Raw genomic sequence first — 16,085 nt, forward strand, 5'->3', positions numbered from 1 at the left:
CGGGGCATTGCCAGCAAGCTCGCTCCTGAAGAAGGCGGAGCAAGTCGCTGTTTTCGAGGGAATGAACAATGGACAGCTTCATCTGTGCGGAGCGAGAACTCACCCTGGGTCAGGCTGAACAGCGAATCAACGCCGAACTGCATGACCTGGAACTGCATGCCGAATCTCGCCAACTGGGCCAGCGCGTGGTCGCAGTACAGGTGTCGTTCAATTGCACCAGTCAATGCGGCATCGCACGGGGGGCCGGCAAAGGTTACTTGCCGCAGGCTCGTGTGGGGGCGCTCTACGAGGCCCTGGAACATCATCTGAGCGATCACATCAGCACGGACGATATTCGCTGCATTCCTTCACGTTATTTTTCCAACCTGCCACTCTTTAACGACGACACCGTGCTGACGCCCCTGATCGAACAACCCGAAGCCCTGATTGCCTGCCGTACTTATACGGATCTACTGAAAAAAATCTCGTTTTATTATCCGGTCGCCTTGTGTTCGCCTGACTACGCGAACAAAACATTGCAACACGACACCACCGACTACGGCACATTAAGGCGTTACGCGTCCAACAGTGGAACGGCGATTGGTGCCAGTTACAACGAAGCGGTATTGCACGCGGCCAATGAATGCATCGAGCGCGATGCCGTCTCGTTGTTTCTGCTGAAGCATTTCTACTACGAACAGCGCCCTGCCCTGCGCCGGGTCGCCCGAATGGCGGCAGACGATGAACTGGGCCGGTTATGGCGGGACGCCGAAGCGGAGATCGGCGAGCAAATCGTCCTGATCGACATCAGCAGCGAATTTTTGCCCAGAACCTTCCTGGCCTTCTCGACGGGACCCAGCGATCATCCGCGCGTGTTCGGCAGCGGCTGCTCGCTCAGCCCGCGCCATGGCGCCTGGCGGGCATTGACCGAACTGGTCCAGATGCATCACACGGCCTCGGAGCCGGAATTGCGCCATGACCTGAACAACGCACAACGCCACTTGAAGCCGTTCCCGCGCCTGCTCCGCTGCCTGCAATTGGACCTGCAGCCGCTGCTGGACCTGTGCGGGCAGATCACCGTCGAGCTGCCCGATGCTTGCCCCGAGCGCCCTCTGTCCGAACAAATCAATCTGCTGGCCATGGACCTGCACCGCCACGGGCGCACGCTGGGGGTCTCCCGACTGCATCAGAGCCGGCTGGGCACCACGTTGGTCAACGTGGTCATTCCAGGGCTGGAACGGTTTTTCGTGGTATCGAGCGGCAATGTGGTCATTCCCCAGGCACGAGGTCGGCGCCTGCAACCCTGTGACGAGGTGCCGGCATGAACCCTGCCCTGCATCGCGAACACCAACTCGCTCGATCCTTCATTCACTGCCAGGCCGAATCGGCCGAGTTCGACTGCTACATCGAACCCCGGGGTCCGGGCCTGCATCATCTGTTCGTCCTGCGGGTGAACGGCAACGCCTGGGTGGGCCGCAAGATCCTGCAGCACAGCGATCCCCGGGGCTGGTATGTCAGCAGCGTGCTCAAGCCCTGGATGCTGCTCGGCCCGCTGGTGCAATGGCAGTGGGGCAATCAAGGCGCCGTGATCTGTTTTCGCACGGTGTCCGCGCAGGATAAGGAAGCCGCGTTTGCCAACGCCCTGACGCAATCGAACAGTGCGCTCAGTTTCCCGTTTCCCGCCCTGGACGACGGTGGCCGGGAATTTGTCTGCCCCCCGGATTTCTGGCAGTACAACCCCGCACTCGCGGCCTTGCTGGATGCCGACGAGGCGCATTTCCGTCAATACTGCAGCGCCCTGCTCAAGACCTTGTCGAATCCGGGGTCGGTGATACTCGACCCCGCCTGTTCCACCGGGGAGTTGATCACGCACCTGGCCGCACAACTGCCGGATCGCCATTGCCTGGGATCCGATCGCTCGGCCTCGATGATCGAACATGCGCTGGAACGGCACGGCACCTCGGCCGTGCGCTTTTTCCTGGCCGATGCCCGCCACATAGCGAAGTCCGATGTTCGATGCGATGTCCTGATCCTGCGGTTCCTCAATGCCGAGGTCATGACACGCAAGGATGCGCAGCGCGCGTTCCAGGACATGCTGGCCTGTGTCAATCCCGGCGGCACGATCTTGCTGTTCGGCCATACGCCTGTCCTGCTCGCAGTGCCGCACATGGCCCATTCCCTGGGGCTCGAACTGGTCTCCAGCGTTGCGGCCCGACCTGGCCACGCGGAACTGTTCGAGTTCTACCGACTGAGGGTGCCCGTGCCATGCTGACTCACGGCTACTACCCGACCGAGGACGGTCATCAGCTCTATTGGGAACGGTGCGGCACACCGGGCGGCGAACCGATTTTTTTCCTGCACGGCGGACCGGCGGGCTACTGCCATCGCCAGCACCTGGAGTTCTTCGATGAGGGCCGTTTCGACATCATTCTGCTCGACCAGCGCGGCTGCGGTCGCTCGCTTCCCCACGGCGAGCGCGAGCACAACGACACCGGGCATTGTGTCGAAGACATCGATGGCCTGCGGCGGTACCTGGGCTTCGAAAAAATCAGCCTGCTGGGCGTTTCATGGGGAAGCTGGCTGGCCATTCAATACCAGCAACGCTACCCGCAAGCCGTGCTGAAGACCACCCTGGCCTCGGTCTTCGTACCCTTCGCGCAAAATGTCAGCGCCTACGATGAAAGCCTGAATCACGGCTTGGGAGCCATCCATCAGGGCACGTGCGCCGCCAATACCGGAGCGATCTACCAGATCCTCAACAAAGGCTGCACCTTGCAACAGCGCCACGCGGCCTTGCACTGGATACGCGCTTGCCTGTACATGAACGGAGAATCGATGCCCCCCAGTGCGCTGTCCAGCTTCGTCGACGAGCAAGCCGTACGCGCCATCCGCCTGGAGTTGCATTACCACGTCAACCGCTACTTTTTCACGCGCGCGGATGAAGTGTTGTCTCTGGATGCCAACACGCAAGTGATCCAGGGCACCAAGGATCTGCTCGGGATGTCCAGCATTCGCTGGCTTCGGCGACGCCAGCCATTGCAGTTCCAGCTGTTTCACGCCGGCCACAACGCGTTCGAGCCATCCATCCTGAAGGCTGTGCGCCACGCGTTGAAACGTCAAACCCTGAATTGAAAAAAACGGCACCCGAAGGTGCCGTCGAACAGCGTTGGCCCGGTGATTACTTACGCGCGTCCGCCCACGATTTCAGCAGTTCGCTGTAGCTCACGGTTTCGCCCTGGGGCTTTTCGTTCGCCAATTTCGGTTTCGGTGCACCCGGTTGGTCGAACCAGTACTGCGCATCACGCTCGGGGTTCATCTTCGGCGCGCAGGTGGCTTGTGCCTTCGAGCGCTCCAGACGGGTCATAATCGCATCCTGATCCTTGGCCAGGCCATCCAGCGCCTGCTGCGGGGTTTTCTCGCCGCTGGCCGCTTCGGCGATGTGGCTCCACCACAGTTGCGCCAGACGCGGATAGTCCGGCACGTTGGTCCCGGTCGGCGACCATTGCACGCGGGCCGGGCTGCGGTAGAACTCCACCAGGCCACCGAGTTTCGGCGCCAGGTCGGTCATCGCCTGCGAGTTGATGTCCGACTCGCGGATCGGGGTCAGGCCGACGATGGTTTTCTTCAGCGACACGGTTTTCGAGGTCACGAACTGCGCATACAGCCAGGCCGCCAGTTTCTGCTTCTCGGGCGTGGACTTCATGAAAGTCCAGGAACCCACATCCTGATACCCCAGCTTCATGCCCTCTTCCCAGTAAGGCCCCTTGGGCGAAGGCGCCATGCGCCACTTCGGCGTGCCATCGGCGTTCATCACCGCCAGGCCCGGCTTGGTCATGTCGGCGGTGAACGCGGTGTACCAGAAGATCTGCTGGGCGATGTTGCCCTGGGAAGGCACCGGGCCCGATTCGGAGAAGGTCATGCCCGCCGCTTCCGGCGGCGCATATTTCTTCATCCAGTCCACGTATTTGGTGGTGGCGAACACCGCCGCCGGACCGTTGGTATCGCCCCCCCGCGTCACGCTGGAACCCACCGGGTGGCAGTCCTCGACGCGGATGCCCCACTCGTCCACCGGCAGACCGTTGGGAAGGCCCTTGTCGCCGCCACCGGCCATGGAGAACCAGGCATCGGTGAAGCGCCAGCCCAGGGACGGGTCTTTCTTGCCATAGTCCATGTGCCCGTAAACCCGCTTGCCGTCGATTTCCTTGACGTCCTCGCTGAAGAACTTGGCGATGTCTTCATAGGCCGACCAGTTCACCGGTACACCCAGTTCATAGCCGTACTTTTCCTTGAACTTGGCCTTGAGGTCCGCGCGCTCGAACCAGTCGGCGCGGAACCAGTACAGGTTGGCGAACTGCTGGTCGGGCAGTTGATAGATCTTGCCGTCGGGCGCGGTGGTGAACGAAATGCCGATGAAGTCCTTGAGGTCCAGGGTCGGCGAGGTGAAGTTCTTGCCCTCGTTGGCCATCAGGTCGGTGATCGACTCGGTCTTGCCGTAGCGAAAGTGCGTACCGATCAGGTCCGAGTCGTTGACCCAGCCGTCATAGATGCTCTTGTCGGACTGCATCACGGTCTGCAGCTTCTCCACCACGTCGCCTTCCTGCAACAGGTCGTGGGTCAGCTTGATCCCGGTGATCTCGCTGAAGGCCTTGGCCAGCACCTTGGACTCGTATTCGTGGGTGGCGATGGTTTCCGAGACCACCTTGATGTTCATCCCGCGAAACGGCTCGGCCGCCTTGATGAACCACTTCAGCTCCTCCAACTGCTGCTCGGCCGTCAGGGTGGACGGCTTGAATTCGCTTCCAATCCATTTCTTCGCCGCATCCTCGTAGGCATCGGCCCACGCCGAAGCGCTCAAACCGCTGAGTGCCAGCATGGCTGCCAATGAAATGCTATGTCGCAGCTTATTGTTTTTGTCGAACATAGAGACCTCCTGTTTAGATTTCGGAGCAACATTGCCGAGCGATTCGACTAGCCCCAACGCATCACAGCCAACAGCCACACCAGGGACAACGCGAACGCCACCCAGATGCTCCAGTCGGTTACGCCGATGACCAGCAAATGCAGGTAGGCGCTGCCGAGAAGACCGATAAACAAACGATCGCCACGGGTGGTGGCAATCGGCAAAAAACCACGACGAAGGACGCTTGGCGAACGCAACTCCCAGGTCGTCATGACCACCAGGATCACCGCGATCACACTGAAGAATGCCGCCGTCGGGACGGTCCAGCTCATCCATTCCATCATCAGCTCCTCATACCCGGCCCAGGGCAAAGCCCTTGGCCACATGGTTACGGACAAACCAGATCACCAGCATGCCGGGCAGGATGGTCAACACCCCCGCCGCCGCCAGCACCCCCCAATCAATGCCGGACGCAGACACCGTGCGGGTCATGACCGCTGCGATCGGCTTGGCATTCACCGACGTCAGGGTGCGCGCCAGCAACAATTCGACCCAGGAGAACATGAAGCAGAAAAACGCCGTCACGCCGATGCCGGAACCGATCAGGGGGATGAAAATCTTCACGAAGAACTTGGGAAAGCTATAGCCATCGATGTAGGCGGTTTCGTCGATTTCCTTCGGCACACCGGACATGAAGCCCTCGAGAATCCACACCGCCAGGGGCACGTTGAACAGGCAGTGCGCCAATGCCACGGCGATATGGGTGTCGAACAGGCCAATCGAGGAATACAGCTGGAAGAACGGCAACAGGAACACCGCCGGTGGTGCCATGCGATTGGTCAACAGCCAGAAGAACAGGTGCTTGTCACCCAGGAAGCGGTAGCGCGAGAACGCATAGGCCGCCGGCAACGCCACGGTCAGGGAAATGATCGTGTTCAGGGTCACGTAGTAGGCCGAGTTGAGGTAGCCGGTGTACCAGCTCGGATCGGTGAAGATCACCTTGTAGTTGGCCAGGGTGAAATCCTGTGGGAACAGCGTCAGGCCACCGAGGATTTCAGTGTTGCTCTTGAACGACATGTTCAACAGCCAGTAGATCGGCACCAGCACGAACAGGATGTACAGCAGCAGCGGAATCAGCTTTCTTTTGCTCATGGCGCGGGCCTCAACGGTTGGCGTCAGAGTGAGTCATGGCGGTGTAGAACAGCCAGGACACCAACAGGATGATCAGGAAATACACCAGCGAGAAGGCCGCCGCCGGCCCCAGGTCAAATTGCCCGACCGCCATTTGCGTCAGGGTCTGACTGAGGAAGGTCGTGGCATTGCCCGGCCCGCCGCCCGTGAGCACGAAGGGTTCGGTGTAGATCATGAAGCTGTCCATGAAGCGCAGCATCACCGCGATCAGCAACACGCTCTTGAGCTTGGGCAACTGGATGTGCCGGAACACTGCCCAGGCCGAGGCCCGGTCAATCCGCGCCGCCTGGTAATAGACGTCCGGAATGGCTCGCAAACCGGAGAAACACAACAGCGCCACCAGCGATGTCCAGTGCCACACGTCCATCACCAGCACCGTGACCCAGGCATCCATGGTGTTTGCCGCATAGTTGTAGCTGATGCCCATCGCGTTCAGGGTCGAGCCCAACAGGCCGATGTCCGCCCGGCCAAAGATCTGCCAGATCGTGCCGACCACGTTCCACGGGATCAGCAGCGGGATGGCCAGGACGATCAACACCACCGACGACCAGCGCCCCTTGGTCGGCATGGTCAGGGCGATCCCGATCCCCAGGGGGATTTCGATCAGCAGCACGCAGGCCGAGTAGATGAACTGGCGCAGCAATGAATCATGCAGGCGCGGGTCGAGCAGCACCTGCCTGTACCAGTCCGCGCCGACAAAATAGCGACTGGACTGGTCGAAGATGTCCTGCACCGAGTAGTTGACCACGGTCATCATCGGGATCACCGCACTGAACGCCACCAGCAGGAACACCGGCAGCACCAGCCACCAGGCCTTGTTGTTCTGCACTTTGTTCATGGCTGAACCTCCCCGATCGCGTGTGGCTCCAGCAGGAATTCGTCGGCGTAGACCATCAGCCATTGCGCCGGGAAACTGATGCAGGCCGTGCCCTCAGGCACCGGTTTGTCTTCGGCCAGGCGCACTTTCAGCGGCGCGCCGTCGAGGTTCAGGGTCATGATCTTGTAGGTGCCGAGGTCTTCGACATGCACGACGGTTGCCTGCAAGGCGTCATCGAACGGTTCATCCCATACGTGGACGAACTCCGGTCGAATGCCGATCTTGAGGGTTTGCCAGGTGGACTCGTCGATGCGTTTCTGCATGGCATCGGACAGGGGCAGATGGGTCGAGGCGAACCCGACGCCCCCCGGTTGCCTCTGCACTTCGATCAGGTTCATCCCGGGACTGCCAATGAAATAGCCGACAAACGTGTGGCTCGGGCGCTCGAACAATTCCCGGGGCGTACCGAACTGCACGATCTGCCCGCCATACATCACCGCAATCTTGTCGGCGAAGGTCGAGGCCTCCAGCTGATCGTGGGTGACATAGACCATGGTGATGTTGAACTGCTCATGGATCTGTTTGAGCTTGCGCCGCAGCTTCCACTTCAGGTGCGGGTCGATCACCGTCAGCGGCTCGTCGAAGAGGATCGCCGACACATCATCGCGCACCAGCCCGCGGCCCATGGAAACCTTCTGTTTTTCGTCGGCGGTCAGATTGCGCGCCTTTTTGCCCAGCAGGTTCTGCAGGTCGAGGACTTCGGCGATTTCCTGCACCTTGCTGTGGATTTTCGCTTCGGCCATGCCCTGGTTGCGCAGGGGGAACGCCAGGTTGTCGAACACCGTCATGGTGTCGTAGACCACCGGAAACTGGAAAACCTGGGCGATGTTGCGTTTCTCCGGCGTCAGGTCGTTGACCGCTTTGCCATCGAACAACACATGGCCCTGGGACGGGCTGAGCAACCCGGAAATGATGTTGAGCAAGGTGGATTTGCCACAGCCCGACGGCCCGAGCAAGGCATAGGCACCGCCCTGCTCCCAGATGTGGTTCATCTCGCGGATCGCGTAATCCTCGGGACCGCCCGGCGTGCGGGTGTAGCTGTGGGCGAGGTTCTGCAAACGGATTTCGGCCATCAGGCAACCCTCGCGATACGGCGACCGGGCGCCTGGACCAGCCGTCCCTGCGCATCGAACACAAACAGTTTATGGGTCGGGATGTAGATGCGGATCGGTGCATCGACGTCGTATTCGTGAACCCCCGGCAGGTGCAGCACCAAGAGAAAATGTTCGTTGCGCACGTGCAGGAAAGTTTCCGAACCGCTGATCTCGGCCACTTCGACGGTCACCGCCAGTTCGAGGTCGTCGTCGTTGCTGGGCACCAGCGAGATGTGGCTGGGGCGCACGCCGAATCGGAATTCGCCCTCGCCCACCGGACGCAGGTCCACGTTCAACGGGAAGTGCACGAAATTGGCGAAGCTGACTTCGTTGCCGGCGATTCGCCCTGGCATCAGGTTGATCGGCGGCTCGGAGAACAGTTCGGCGGCGAGCACGGTTTGCGGCTGGTGATACACCTCGGAGGCCTTGCCGCTCTGGATGATCCGCCCCTCGTGAAGAATGGTGGTGGTGCCGCCCAGGGCCAGCGCTTCATTGGGCTCGGTGGTGGCATAGACCGCAATGGTGTGCCGCGCCTTGAACAACTCGCGCATTTCCTGGCGCAGCTCTTCGCGCAATTTGTAATCGAGGTTGACCAGCGGTTCATCGAACAGGATCAGCTCGGCGTCCTTGACCAGTGCCCGGGCCATCGCCGTGCGCTGTTGCTGGCCACCGGAGAGTTCCAGCGGATAGCGCTGCAGGAACTTCTCGATGCGCAGCATCTTCGCGGTCTCCAGTACCTTGCTCTGGATCTGTTCGCTGCCCACGCCGGCCTGGCGCAAGGGCGAGGCAATGTTCTCGAACACGGTCATGGTCGGGTAGTTGATGAACTGCTGGTAAACCATCGACACGTTGCGCAAGCGCACCGGACGCTGGGTGACGTCGACGCCGTTCATCAGGATGCGCCCACTGTCCGGCTTGTCCAGACCGGCCATCAGGCGCATGAGGCTGGTTTTGCCGGACAGCGTGCGACCGAGCAAAACATTGAAGGATCCAGGTTCGAAACTCAGGCACGCATCATCGATCCAGGTCTGGCCCTCGACGGTGCGGCTGACGTGCTCCAGGGTGAGTGACATGGCTCGGCCTTTTTATTATTGGAGTCAAGCGACCGGAGCGATGGAGCGACTTTCGTGCCAAAAAATACAAGTAATTGATCTGCCTTGAAAATCAGCGAAATACCGGAAACGCCGCTTTCGTTGCTGAACAGAAATGAACAACTTCGATTGAACAATTGAACACTCCGGTCGTTGACAATGAACAATACTGAACAACACTCTACGGACTGCTCACATCCGCTGCAGGAGCGAGCTTGCTCGCTCCTGCAGGGTGTCGTGGGTGAAAGAAGTCCCCAATAAAAACAATAATTGCTTGCCCAGAGATCGACTGCCATGGCCGTACCCGCCTCGCCGCTCTCCCACGACGCCCTCATCCAGGACTCATGGTCACGTTGCCGTGCCTTCGGCCTCGATCACCAAAGCCCGCCCGCGTTTGACCAGTTGCCGGCAGAAGGCATTGCCCAGTTACTGGAGAGCCAGCACTCACTGGTGCAAACCACCCACCAGGAAGTCCTGCCCTACTACGAGAACATCCTCAGCAACTCCAACTGCCTGATCATGCTCGCCGACAACCAGGGCCAGGTGCTGACGTCGTGGGGCACCCAGCGCTTCATCGAGCCCGGCCTGAGCCGCGGGTTCAGTGCCGGCGCCAGCTGGATGGAACGCTGCAGCGGCACCAACGCCATCGGCACCGCGCTGGCCTGCGAGCAGGCGGTGCACATCGAGCACGATGAACATTTTCTCAAGGCCAACCGGTTCATGACCGGTTCCGCCGCGCCGATCTTCGATGCCGAGCGCAAGGTGATCGCGGTACTGGATGTGTCCAGCGACAGCTACCTGCCACCGTCGCACACCCTCGGCATGGTCAAGATGATGAGCCAGACCGTGGAAAACCGGCTGATCCTCAATCTGTTCCATGGCCAGCATTTTCAACTGACGTTCAACACCGGTTTGAACAACCTGGACAGCCAATGGGCCGGGCTGTTGATCTTCGATGAAACGGGCCAGGTGCTCTCGGCCAATCGCCGGGCCGACAATCTGTTAGGCATCAGCCTGTCGCGGGTCAGTGTGGAAAGCCTGTTCAAGGTGTCATTGCTGGAACTGCTGAATCAGCCGGAGGGCCTGCCCTTCGCCCTGCAAACCTGTGGACGCAACCGCTTTCAGTGCGTGTTGCGGCGGCCGAAGCAGGCACCGATTCAGCCACGGCTGTTTGCCGAGCCCAAGCGCGCCGAATCCGCTGACGCCTCTGCCACCGCAATCAGCCTGACCACCCTGCACTTCGGCGACAGCCGCGTGGAAAAGGCCGTGCGCCAGGCCGAACGCCTGCTGGAGAAGGACATTCCGTTGCTGATCCACGGCGAAACCGGCGTCGGCAAGGAAGTCTTCGTCAAGGCCCTGCATCAGGCCAGCTCGCGCAATCGACAATCGTTCATTGCCGTCAACTGTGCGGCGATCCCCGCCGAACTGGTGGAATCCGAGCTGTTCGGCTATGAAAAAGGCGCGTTCACCGGGGCCAACCAGAAAGGCAGCATCGGGCTGATCCGCAAGGCCGACAAAGGTACGCTGTTCCTCGATGAGATCGGCGACATGCCGCTGCCGACCCAGGCGCGGCTGCTGCGGGTGTTGCAGGAGCGCTGCGTCCAACCGGTGGGCAGCAGCGAGTTGTTCCCGGTGGACATCCGGATCATCTCGGCGACCAACCGCTCGCTGCGCGAACAGGTGCAATTGGGCCGTTTTCGCGAGGACCTGTATTACCGCATCGGCGGCCTGACACTGGAACTGCCCCCGCTGCGCGAACGCAGCGACAAGCAGGCGCTGTTCAAACGCCTGTGGGAACAGCATCGCGAACCGACTCAATGGGCCGGTTTGAGCCGTGAGGTGATGGAGCTGTTCAGCCGTCATCCGTGGCCGGGCAATCTGCGCCAGGTCAGCAGTGTGATGCAGGTGGCGCTGGCCATGGCCGAGGAACAACCGGTGCGACCGGAACACTTGCCGGATGATTTTTTTGTCGATCTGGAGATGGAGCCAGTGGAGACGCCAGAGCCCCTGACGGTGGATCTGGAGGATGCCGAGGATTTGAATCGGCAGTTGCAGGCGGTGGGGGGGAATATCTCCCATTTGGCCCGGCGATTAGGGGTCAGCAGGAACACCTTGTACAAGCGGTTGCGCCAGACGGAATGACAGGTTGGCCGAAAGGACGCTTTCGCGAGCAAGCCCGCTCCCACAGGTGACAGTGATCCCTGTGGGAGCGGGCTTGCTCGCGAAGACGTCAGCCTGGGCGCCAATTCACTTGTGCCCTGCCCAAAAAACAAAACCCGCACAAGGCGGGTTTGTTTGTAGCAATGGCAGCGATCAGTCAGCCAGGCGCCAGGTCGTGCCGCCCTTGCCGTCTTCCAGTACTACGCCCATGGCGGTGAGCTGGTCGCGGATGCGGTCGGACTCGGCCCAGTCCTTGGCCGCGCGGGCGGCCAGGCGCGCTGCGATCAGCGCATCGACCTGTGCGGCGTCCACGCGCCCTTCGGCACCGGCCTGCAGGAAATCCTCGGCTTCGAGCTGCAACACCCCCAGCACGCCGGCCAGTTCCTTCAGGCGCGCCGCCAGACCGGCCGCCGCCGCGAGATCGCTCTCGCGCAGGCGGTTGATCTCACGCACCATCTCGAACAGCACCGCACAGGCTTCCGGCGTACCGAAGTCGTCGTTCATCACCTGGGTGAAGCGCTCGACGAACGCCTCGCCACCGGCCGGGGCCACGCTCGGCAAGCCCTTCAAGGCATGGTAGAAACGCTCGAGTGCGCCCTTGGCGTCCTTGAGGTTGTCTTCCGAGTAGTTGATCGCGCTGCGGTAATGGCTCGACACCAGCAGGTAACGCACGACTTCCGGGTGGTACTTTTCCAGCACGTCGCGAATGGTGAAGAAGTTGTTCAAGGACTTGGACATCTTCTCGCCATTGATGCGAATCATGCCGCAATGCATCCACGCGTTGGCGTAGGTCTTGCCGGTGGCCGCTTCGCTCTGGGCGATTTCGTTCTCGTGGTGCGGGAACTCCAGGTCGCTGCCGCCGCCGTGAATGTCGAAGGTCTCGCCCAGGCAGCAGGTTGACATCACCGAGCATTCGATGTGCCAGCCCGGACGCCCGTCGCCCCAGGGCGATGGCCAGCTCGGTTCGCCCGGCTTGGCGCCTTTCCACAACACGAAGTCCAGCGGGTCCTGCTTGGACTCGTCGACTTCGATGCGGGCGCCGATGCGCAGGTCTTCGATCTTCTTGCGCGACAGCTTGCCGTAACCCATGAACTTGGCGACGCGGTAGTAGACGTCGCCGTTGCCCGGGGCGTAGGCGTAACCCTTGTCGATCAGGGTCTGGATCATCGCGTGCATGCCGGGAATGTGCCCGGTGGCGCGCGGTTCCATGTCCGGTTTCTGGATGTTCAGGCGCGCTTCGTCTTCGTGCATCGCCGCGATCATGCGCTCGGTCAGGGCTTCGAACGACTCGCCGTTCTCGTTGGCCCGATTGATGATCTTGTCGTCAATGTCGGTGATGTTGCGCACATACGTCAGGTCGTAGCCGCTGAACCGCAACCAGCGGGTCACCAGGTCGAACGCGACCATGCTTCGGCCATGGCCCAGGTGGCAGTAGTCGTACACGGTCATCCCGCAGACATACATGCGCACCTTGTTGCCATCCAGCGGCTTGAAGACTTCTTTGCTCTTGGTGAGCGTGTTGTAGATCGTAAGCACGATGCTTCCTTAAGACTTGATCACTGGCCCCACGAATCACGCAGGGTCACGGTACGGTTGAATACCGGCGCGCCCGGTTTCGAGTCCTTGATATCCGCGACGAAGTAACCTTCGCGCTCGAACTGGAAACGGTCTTCCGGCTGTGCCTGGCCCAGCGAGGGTTCAGCACGACAACCGGTCAGCACTTGCAGCGAATCAGGGTTGATGTTGTCCAGGAAACTTGCGCTGTCTTCGGCCTTCTCCGGGTTCGGGGAGCGGAACAGGCGATCGTACAGGCGCACTTCGCACTCGACGCTGGCCGCGGCCGGCACCCAGTGGATCACGCCCTTGACCTTGCGGCCTTCGGGGTTCTTGCCCAGGGTGTCCGGATCGTAGGAGCAACGCAGTTCGACGATGTTGCCATCGGCGTCCTTGATCGCTTCGTCGGCACGGATCACGTAGCTGCCGCGCAGGCGCACTTCGCCCGCAGGCTCCAGGCGTTTGTAGCCCTTTGGCGGCTCTTCCATGAAATCTTCACGGTCGATGTAGATCTCACGGGCGAACGGCAGGACGCGTACGCCCATGTCTTCTTTCGGGTGGCACGGCAGTTCGAGGTTCTCGACCTGGCCTTGCGGGTAGTTGGTGATCACGACTTTCAGCGGTCGCAGCACGCACATGGCACGCGGGGCGCTGTGATCGAGATCGTCGCGGATGCTGAACTCGAGCATGCCGAAGTCGACCACGCCGTCGGAGCGGTTGGTGCCGACCATTTCGCAGAAGTTGCGGATCGATTTCGGCGTGTAGCCACGGCGACGGAAGCCCGACAGCGTGGACATGCGCGGATCGTCCCAGCCATTGACGTGCTTCTCGTCCACCAGCTGCTTGAGCTTGCGCTTGCTGGTGATGGTGTAGTTCAGGTTCAGGCGGCTGAACTCGTACTGGCGCGGGTTCGCCGGCACCGGCAGGTTCTCGAGGAACCACTCGTACAGCGGACGGTGGCTTTCGAATTCCAGGGTGCAGATCGAGTGGGTGATGCCTTCGATGGCGTCCGACTGACCGTGGGTGAAGTCATAGTTGGGGTAGATGCACCACTTGTCACCGGTCTGGTGGTGATGGGCGTGACGGATGCGGTACATGATCGGGTCGCGCAGGTTCATGTTCGGCGAAGCCATGTCGATCTTCGCGCGCAGCACCCGTGCGCCGTCGGGGAACTCGCCGGCGCGCATGCGGGCGAACCAGTCGAGGTTCTCTTCCACGGAGCGATCGCGGAACGGGCTGTTGCGACCCGGCTCGGTCAGGCTGCCACGGTATTCCTTGGCCTGCTCCGGGGTCAGGTCGTCGACATAGGCCTTGCCGGCCTTGATCAGCTCGACAGCCCAGTCATGCAACTGGTCGAAATACTGCGAGGCATAGCGCACTTCGCCGGACCATTCGAAGCCCAGCCATTTGACGTCGCTCTCGATCGCGTCGATGTATTCCTGGTCTTCCTTGGCCGGGTTGGTGTCGTCGAAACGCAGGTGCGTGACACCGCCGAACTCCTGGGCCAGGCCGAAGTTCACACAGATCGACTTGGCGTGACCGATGTGCAGGTAGCCGTTGGGCTCAGGCGGGAAACGGGTGACGATCTGCGTGTGCTTACCCGAGTCCAGGTCCGCCTGGATGATCGGGCGCAGGAAATTGACCGGCACGGCAGGGCCGGTCTTGGAATTCGAGGTAGGGTCGACAGTGGGCTTGCTCATAGGATCCTTGAACAGACAAGTGCGCGGCCGGAAGACAGCCAGACAAAACAAAGCCGCTATCATAGCCGATGCTGTCAAGCACCTGACAGAGCGTGCCCTGCAAACGGTCGCATTTAATCGGGCAGAAAAGAAAAAACAGCCTCGAAATTCGCGCCTGTCACGCTAAACTGCGCACCTTGGCCGATCAGGCTGAACCGGTAGCGGAGCGAAATGTTCCAATACCCAAGCATTCCCCAGAAAGAGTACCGATCATGACCCAAGTCAAACTGACTACCAACTTTGGCGACATCGTTCTGAAACTGAACGCCGAAAAAGCCCCGATCACCGTGGCCAACTTCGTTGAATACGTCAAAGCCGGTCACTACCAAAACACCATTTTCCACCGTGTCATCGGTAACTTCATGATCCAGGGTGGCGGTTTCGAGCCAGGCATGAAAGAAAAGAAAGACAAGCGTCCAAGCATCCAGAACGAAGCGGACAACGGTCTTTCCAACAACAAGTACACCATCGCCATGGCCCGTACCATGGAGCCGCATTCGGCTTCGGCACAGTTCTTCATCAACGTGACCGACAACAGCTTCCTCAACCACAGCGCCAAGAACACCCAGGGCTGGGGCTACGCAGTGTTCGGTGAAGTGACCGAAGGCCAGGACGTCGTCGACAAGATCAAAGGCGTGCCCACCACCATGAAGAGCGGCCACCAGGACGTGCCAGCAGACGACGTGATCATCGAGAAAGCCGAGATCATTGAGTGATACTGCTGATTTCAGACTTGCATCTGGAAGAGGAGCGCCCGGACATCACCCGGGCGTTTCTGGATTTGCTCGCCGGACGCGCCCGCACCGCGAGTGCGCTGTACATCCTCGGTGACTTTTTTGAAGCGTGGATCGGCGACGATGCCATGACACCCTTCCAGCGCTCCATCTGCCAGGCCCTGCGCAATCTCAGCGACAGCGGCACGGCCATTTTCCTGATGCACGGCAATCGCGACTTCATGCTCGGTCAGGCCTTCTGCAAAGAGGCCGGCTGCACCCTGCTGAAGGACCCGAGTGTCGTGCAGTTCTACGGCGAGCCGGTGCTGTTGATGCACGGCGACAGCCTGTGCACCCGCGACGAAGCCTACATGAAGCTGCGTCGTTACCTGCGCAACCCGCTCACCCTGTTCATCCTGCGCCACCTGCCGTTGCACACCCGGCACAAACTGGCGCGCAAGCTGCGCAGCGAAAGCCGTGCGCAAACGCGGATGAAGGCCAACGACATCGTCGACGTAACCCCCGCAGAGATTCCGCGGATCATGCAGCAATACGGCGTGAAGACCTTGATCCACGGCCACACCCACCGCCCCGCCATCCACAAGTTGCAATTGGGCGAACACGCTGCCCGCCGCATCGTGCTGGGGGATTGGGATCGCCAGGGCTGGGCATTGCAGGTGGACGAAAACGGCTTTGCCCTGGCGCCGTTCGACTTTGCCCCGCCGCCGACGTTGGCTGCGCCTGCAATCTGACGGCACGCACAAATCCCCTTGTGGGAGCGGGCTTG

At 60.8% G+C, this 16,085-nt stretch carries 14 protein-coding genes; 6 read left to right on the forward strand and 8 right to left on the reverse strand.

Annotation, left to right across the window (positions count from 1 at the left end):
* Positions 1–68 precede the first annotated feature (68 nt).
* From ACM6IM_RS16410 to ACM6IM_RS16420, 3 genes are read left to right on the forward strand one after another with little or no spacing between them, the layout of a single operon-like run.
* Positions 69–1,304: a YcaO-like family protein gene (locus ACM6IM_RS16410; protein ID WP_414865713.1), complete on the forward strand. Its 1,236-nt coding sequence runs from the start codon at positions 69–71 to the stop codon at positions 1,302–1,304.
* A complete protein-coding gene (locus tag ACM6IM_RS16415; RefSeq protein ID WP_414865714.1) occupies positions 1,301–2,251 on the forward strand; it encodes a class I SAM-dependent methyltransferase in 951 nt (316 codons plus the stop codon). Before ACM6IM_RS16410 ends, ACM6IM_RS16415 begins: the two co-directional genes overlap by 4 nt.
* The gene (locus ACM6IM_RS16420; protein ID WP_414865715.1) at positions 2,245–3,111 is read left to right on the forward strand and encodes an alpha/beta fold hydrolase; all 867 of its coding nucleotides are present in this window, start codon (positions 2,245–2,247) and stop codon (positions 3,109–3,111) included. The genes ACM6IM_RS16415 and ACM6IM_RS16420 overlap by 7 nt, the downstream gene beginning before the upstream one ends.
* 46 nt (positions 3,112–3,157) lie before the next feature.
* Here the strand turns inward: ACM6IM_RS16420 and ACM6IM_RS16425 are convergent, their stop codons facing one another.
* From ACM6IM_RS16425 to ACM6IM_RS16450, 6 genes are read right to left on the reverse strand one after another with little or no spacing between them, the layout of a single operon-like run.
* A complete protein-coding gene (locus tag ACM6IM_RS16425; protein ID WP_414865716.1) occupies positions 3,158–4,900 on the reverse strand; it encodes an ABC transporter substrate-binding protein in 1,743 nt (580 codons plus the stop codon).
* Positions 4,901–4,947: 47 nt separating this feature from the next.
* Positions 4,948–5,220 carry a DUF2160 domain-containing protein gene (locus tag ACM6IM_RS16430; protein ID WP_192304225.1) on the reverse strand — a complete coding sequence of 91 codons (273 nt, stop codon included), beginning with the start codon at positions 5,218–5,220 and terminating at the stop codon, positions 4,948–4,950.
* Positions 5,221–5,230: 10 nt separating this feature from the next.
* Positions 5,231–6,031: a carbohydrate ABC transporter permease gene (locus ACM6IM_RS16435; protein WP_192304227.1), complete on the reverse strand. Its 801-nt coding sequence runs from the start codon at positions 6,029–6,031 to the stop codon at positions 5,231–5,233.
* Between the two features lie 10 nt (positions 6,032–6,041).
* The gene (locus tag ACM6IM_RS16440) at positions 6,042–6,908 is read right to left on the reverse strand and encodes a carbohydrate ABC transporter permease (protein ID WP_192304229.1); all 867 of its coding nucleotides are present in this window, start codon (positions 6,906–6,908) and stop codon (positions 6,042–6,044) included.
* Positions 6,905–8,020: an ABC transporter ATP-binding protein gene (locus ACM6IM_RS16445; protein ID WP_414865717.1), complete on the reverse strand. Its 1,116-nt coding sequence runs from the start codon at positions 8,018–8,020 to the stop codon at positions 6,905–6,907. The genes ACM6IM_RS16440 and ACM6IM_RS16445 overlap by 4 nt, the downstream gene beginning before the upstream one ends.
* Entirely contained in the window at positions 8,020–9,114 is a 1,095-nt protein-coding gene (locus tag ACM6IM_RS16450) for an ABC transporter ATP-binding protein (RefSeq protein WP_192304234.1), read from the reverse strand. Before ACM6IM_RS16450 ends, ACM6IM_RS16445 begins: the two co-directional genes overlap by 1 nt.
* A gap of 312 nt (positions 9,115–9,426) precedes the next feature.
* On the opposite strand from ACM6IM_RS16450, the gene ACM6IM_RS16455 reads away from it, so the two are divergent.
* Positions 9,427–11,274: a sigma-54-dependent Fis family transcriptional regulator gene (locus ACM6IM_RS16455; protein ID WP_414865718.1), complete on the forward strand. Its 1,848-nt coding sequence runs from the start codon at positions 9,427–9,429 to the stop codon at positions 11,272–11,274.
* A 171-nt stretch (positions 11,275–11,445) separates the two neighbouring features.
* Here the strand turns inward: ACM6IM_RS16455 and cysS are convergent, their stop codons facing one another.
* Entirely contained in the window at positions 11,446–12,828 is a 1,383-nt protein-coding gene (cysS, locus tag ACM6IM_RS16460) for a cysteine--tRNA ligase (protein ID WP_192304238.1), read from the reverse strand.
* Positions 12,829–12,848: 20 nt separating this feature from the next.
* Positions 12,849–14,546, reverse strand: coding sequence for a glutamine--tRNA ligase/YqeY domain fusion protein (locus ACM6IM_RS16465; RefSeq protein WP_414865719.1), 1,698 nt, complete (start codon positions 14,544–14,546; stop codon positions 12,849–12,851).
* Between the two features lie 251 nt (positions 14,547–14,797).
* On the opposite strand from ACM6IM_RS16465, the gene ACM6IM_RS16470 reads away from it, so the two are divergent.
* Both ACM6IM_RS16470 and lpxH read left to right on the forward strand, forming a co-directional pair.
* Positions 14,798–15,301: a peptidylprolyl isomerase gene (locus tag ACM6IM_RS16470; RefSeq protein ID WP_414865720.1), complete on the forward strand. Its 504-nt coding sequence runs from the start codon at positions 14,798–14,800 to the stop codon at positions 15,299–15,301.
* Positions 15,298–16,050 (forward strand): UDP-2,3-diacylglucosamine diphosphatase, encoded by a 753-nt coding sequence (gene lpxH, locus ACM6IM_RS16475; RefSeq protein ID WP_414865721.1) that lies wholly within the window; start codon positions 15,298–15,300, stop codon positions 16,048–16,050. Before ACM6IM_RS16470 ends, lpxH begins: the two co-directional genes overlap by 4 nt.
* The last annotated feature ends 35 nt before the right edge of the window (positions 16,051–16,085 follow it).

Origin of the sequence: Pseudomonas sp. IT-P12 (assembly GCF_949767465.1) — a bacterium.
Taxonomy (GTDB): Bacteria; Pseudomonadota; Gammaproteobacteria; order Pseudomonadales; family Pseudomonadaceae; genus Aquipseudomonas.

Excerpts from the sequence above, each read along its gene's own strand:
- ACM6IM_RS16410 (WP_414865713.1), top strand. The coding sequence starts at position 69 with ATGGACAGCTTCATCTGTGCGGAGCGAGAACTCACCCTGGGTCAGGCT.
- ACM6IM_RS16415 (WP_414865714.1), top strand. The coding sequence starts at position 1,301 with ATGAACCCTGCCCTGCATCGCGAACACCAACTCGCTCGATCCTTCATT.
- ACM6IM_RS16420 (WP_414865715.1), top strand. The coding sequence starts at position 2,245 with ATGCTGACTCACGGCTACTACCCGACCGAGGACGGTCATCAGCTCTAT.
- ACM6IM_RS16425 (WP_414865716.1), bottom strand. The coding sequence starts at position 4,900 with ATGTTCGACAAAAACAATAAGCTGCGACATAGCATTTCATTGGCAGCC.
- ACM6IM_RS16430 (WP_192304225.1), bottom strand. The coding sequence starts at position 5,220 with ATGGAATGGATGAGCTGGACCGTCCCGACGGCGGCATTCTTCAGTGTG.
- ACM6IM_RS16435 (WP_192304227.1), bottom strand. The coding sequence starts at position 6,031 with ATGAGCAAAAGAAAGCTGATTCCGCTGCTGCTGTACATCCTGTTCGTG.
- ACM6IM_RS16440 (WP_192304229.1), bottom strand. The coding sequence starts at position 6,908 with ATGAACAAAGTGCAGAACAACAAGGCCTGGTGGCTGGTGCTGCCGGTG.
- ACM6IM_RS16445 (WP_414865717.1), bottom strand. The coding sequence starts at position 8,020 with ATGGCCGAAATCCGTTTGCAGAACCTCGCCCACAGCTACACCCGCACG.
- ACM6IM_RS16450 (WP_192304234.1), bottom strand. The coding sequence starts at position 9,114 with ATGTCACTCACCCTGGAGCACGTCAGCCGCACCGTCGAGGGCCAGACC.
- ACM6IM_RS16455 (WP_414865718.1), top strand. The coding sequence starts at position 9,427 with ATGGCCGTACCCGCCTCGCCGCTCTCCCACGACGCCCTCATCCAGGAC.
- ACM6IM_RS16465 (WP_414865719.1), bottom strand. The coding sequence starts at position 14,546 with ATGAGCAAGCCCACTGTCGACCCTACCTCGAATTCCAAGACCGGCCCT.
- ACM6IM_RS16470 (WP_414865720.1), top strand. The coding sequence starts at position 14,798 with ATGACCCAAGTCAAACTGACTACCAACTTTGGCGACATCGTTCTGAAA.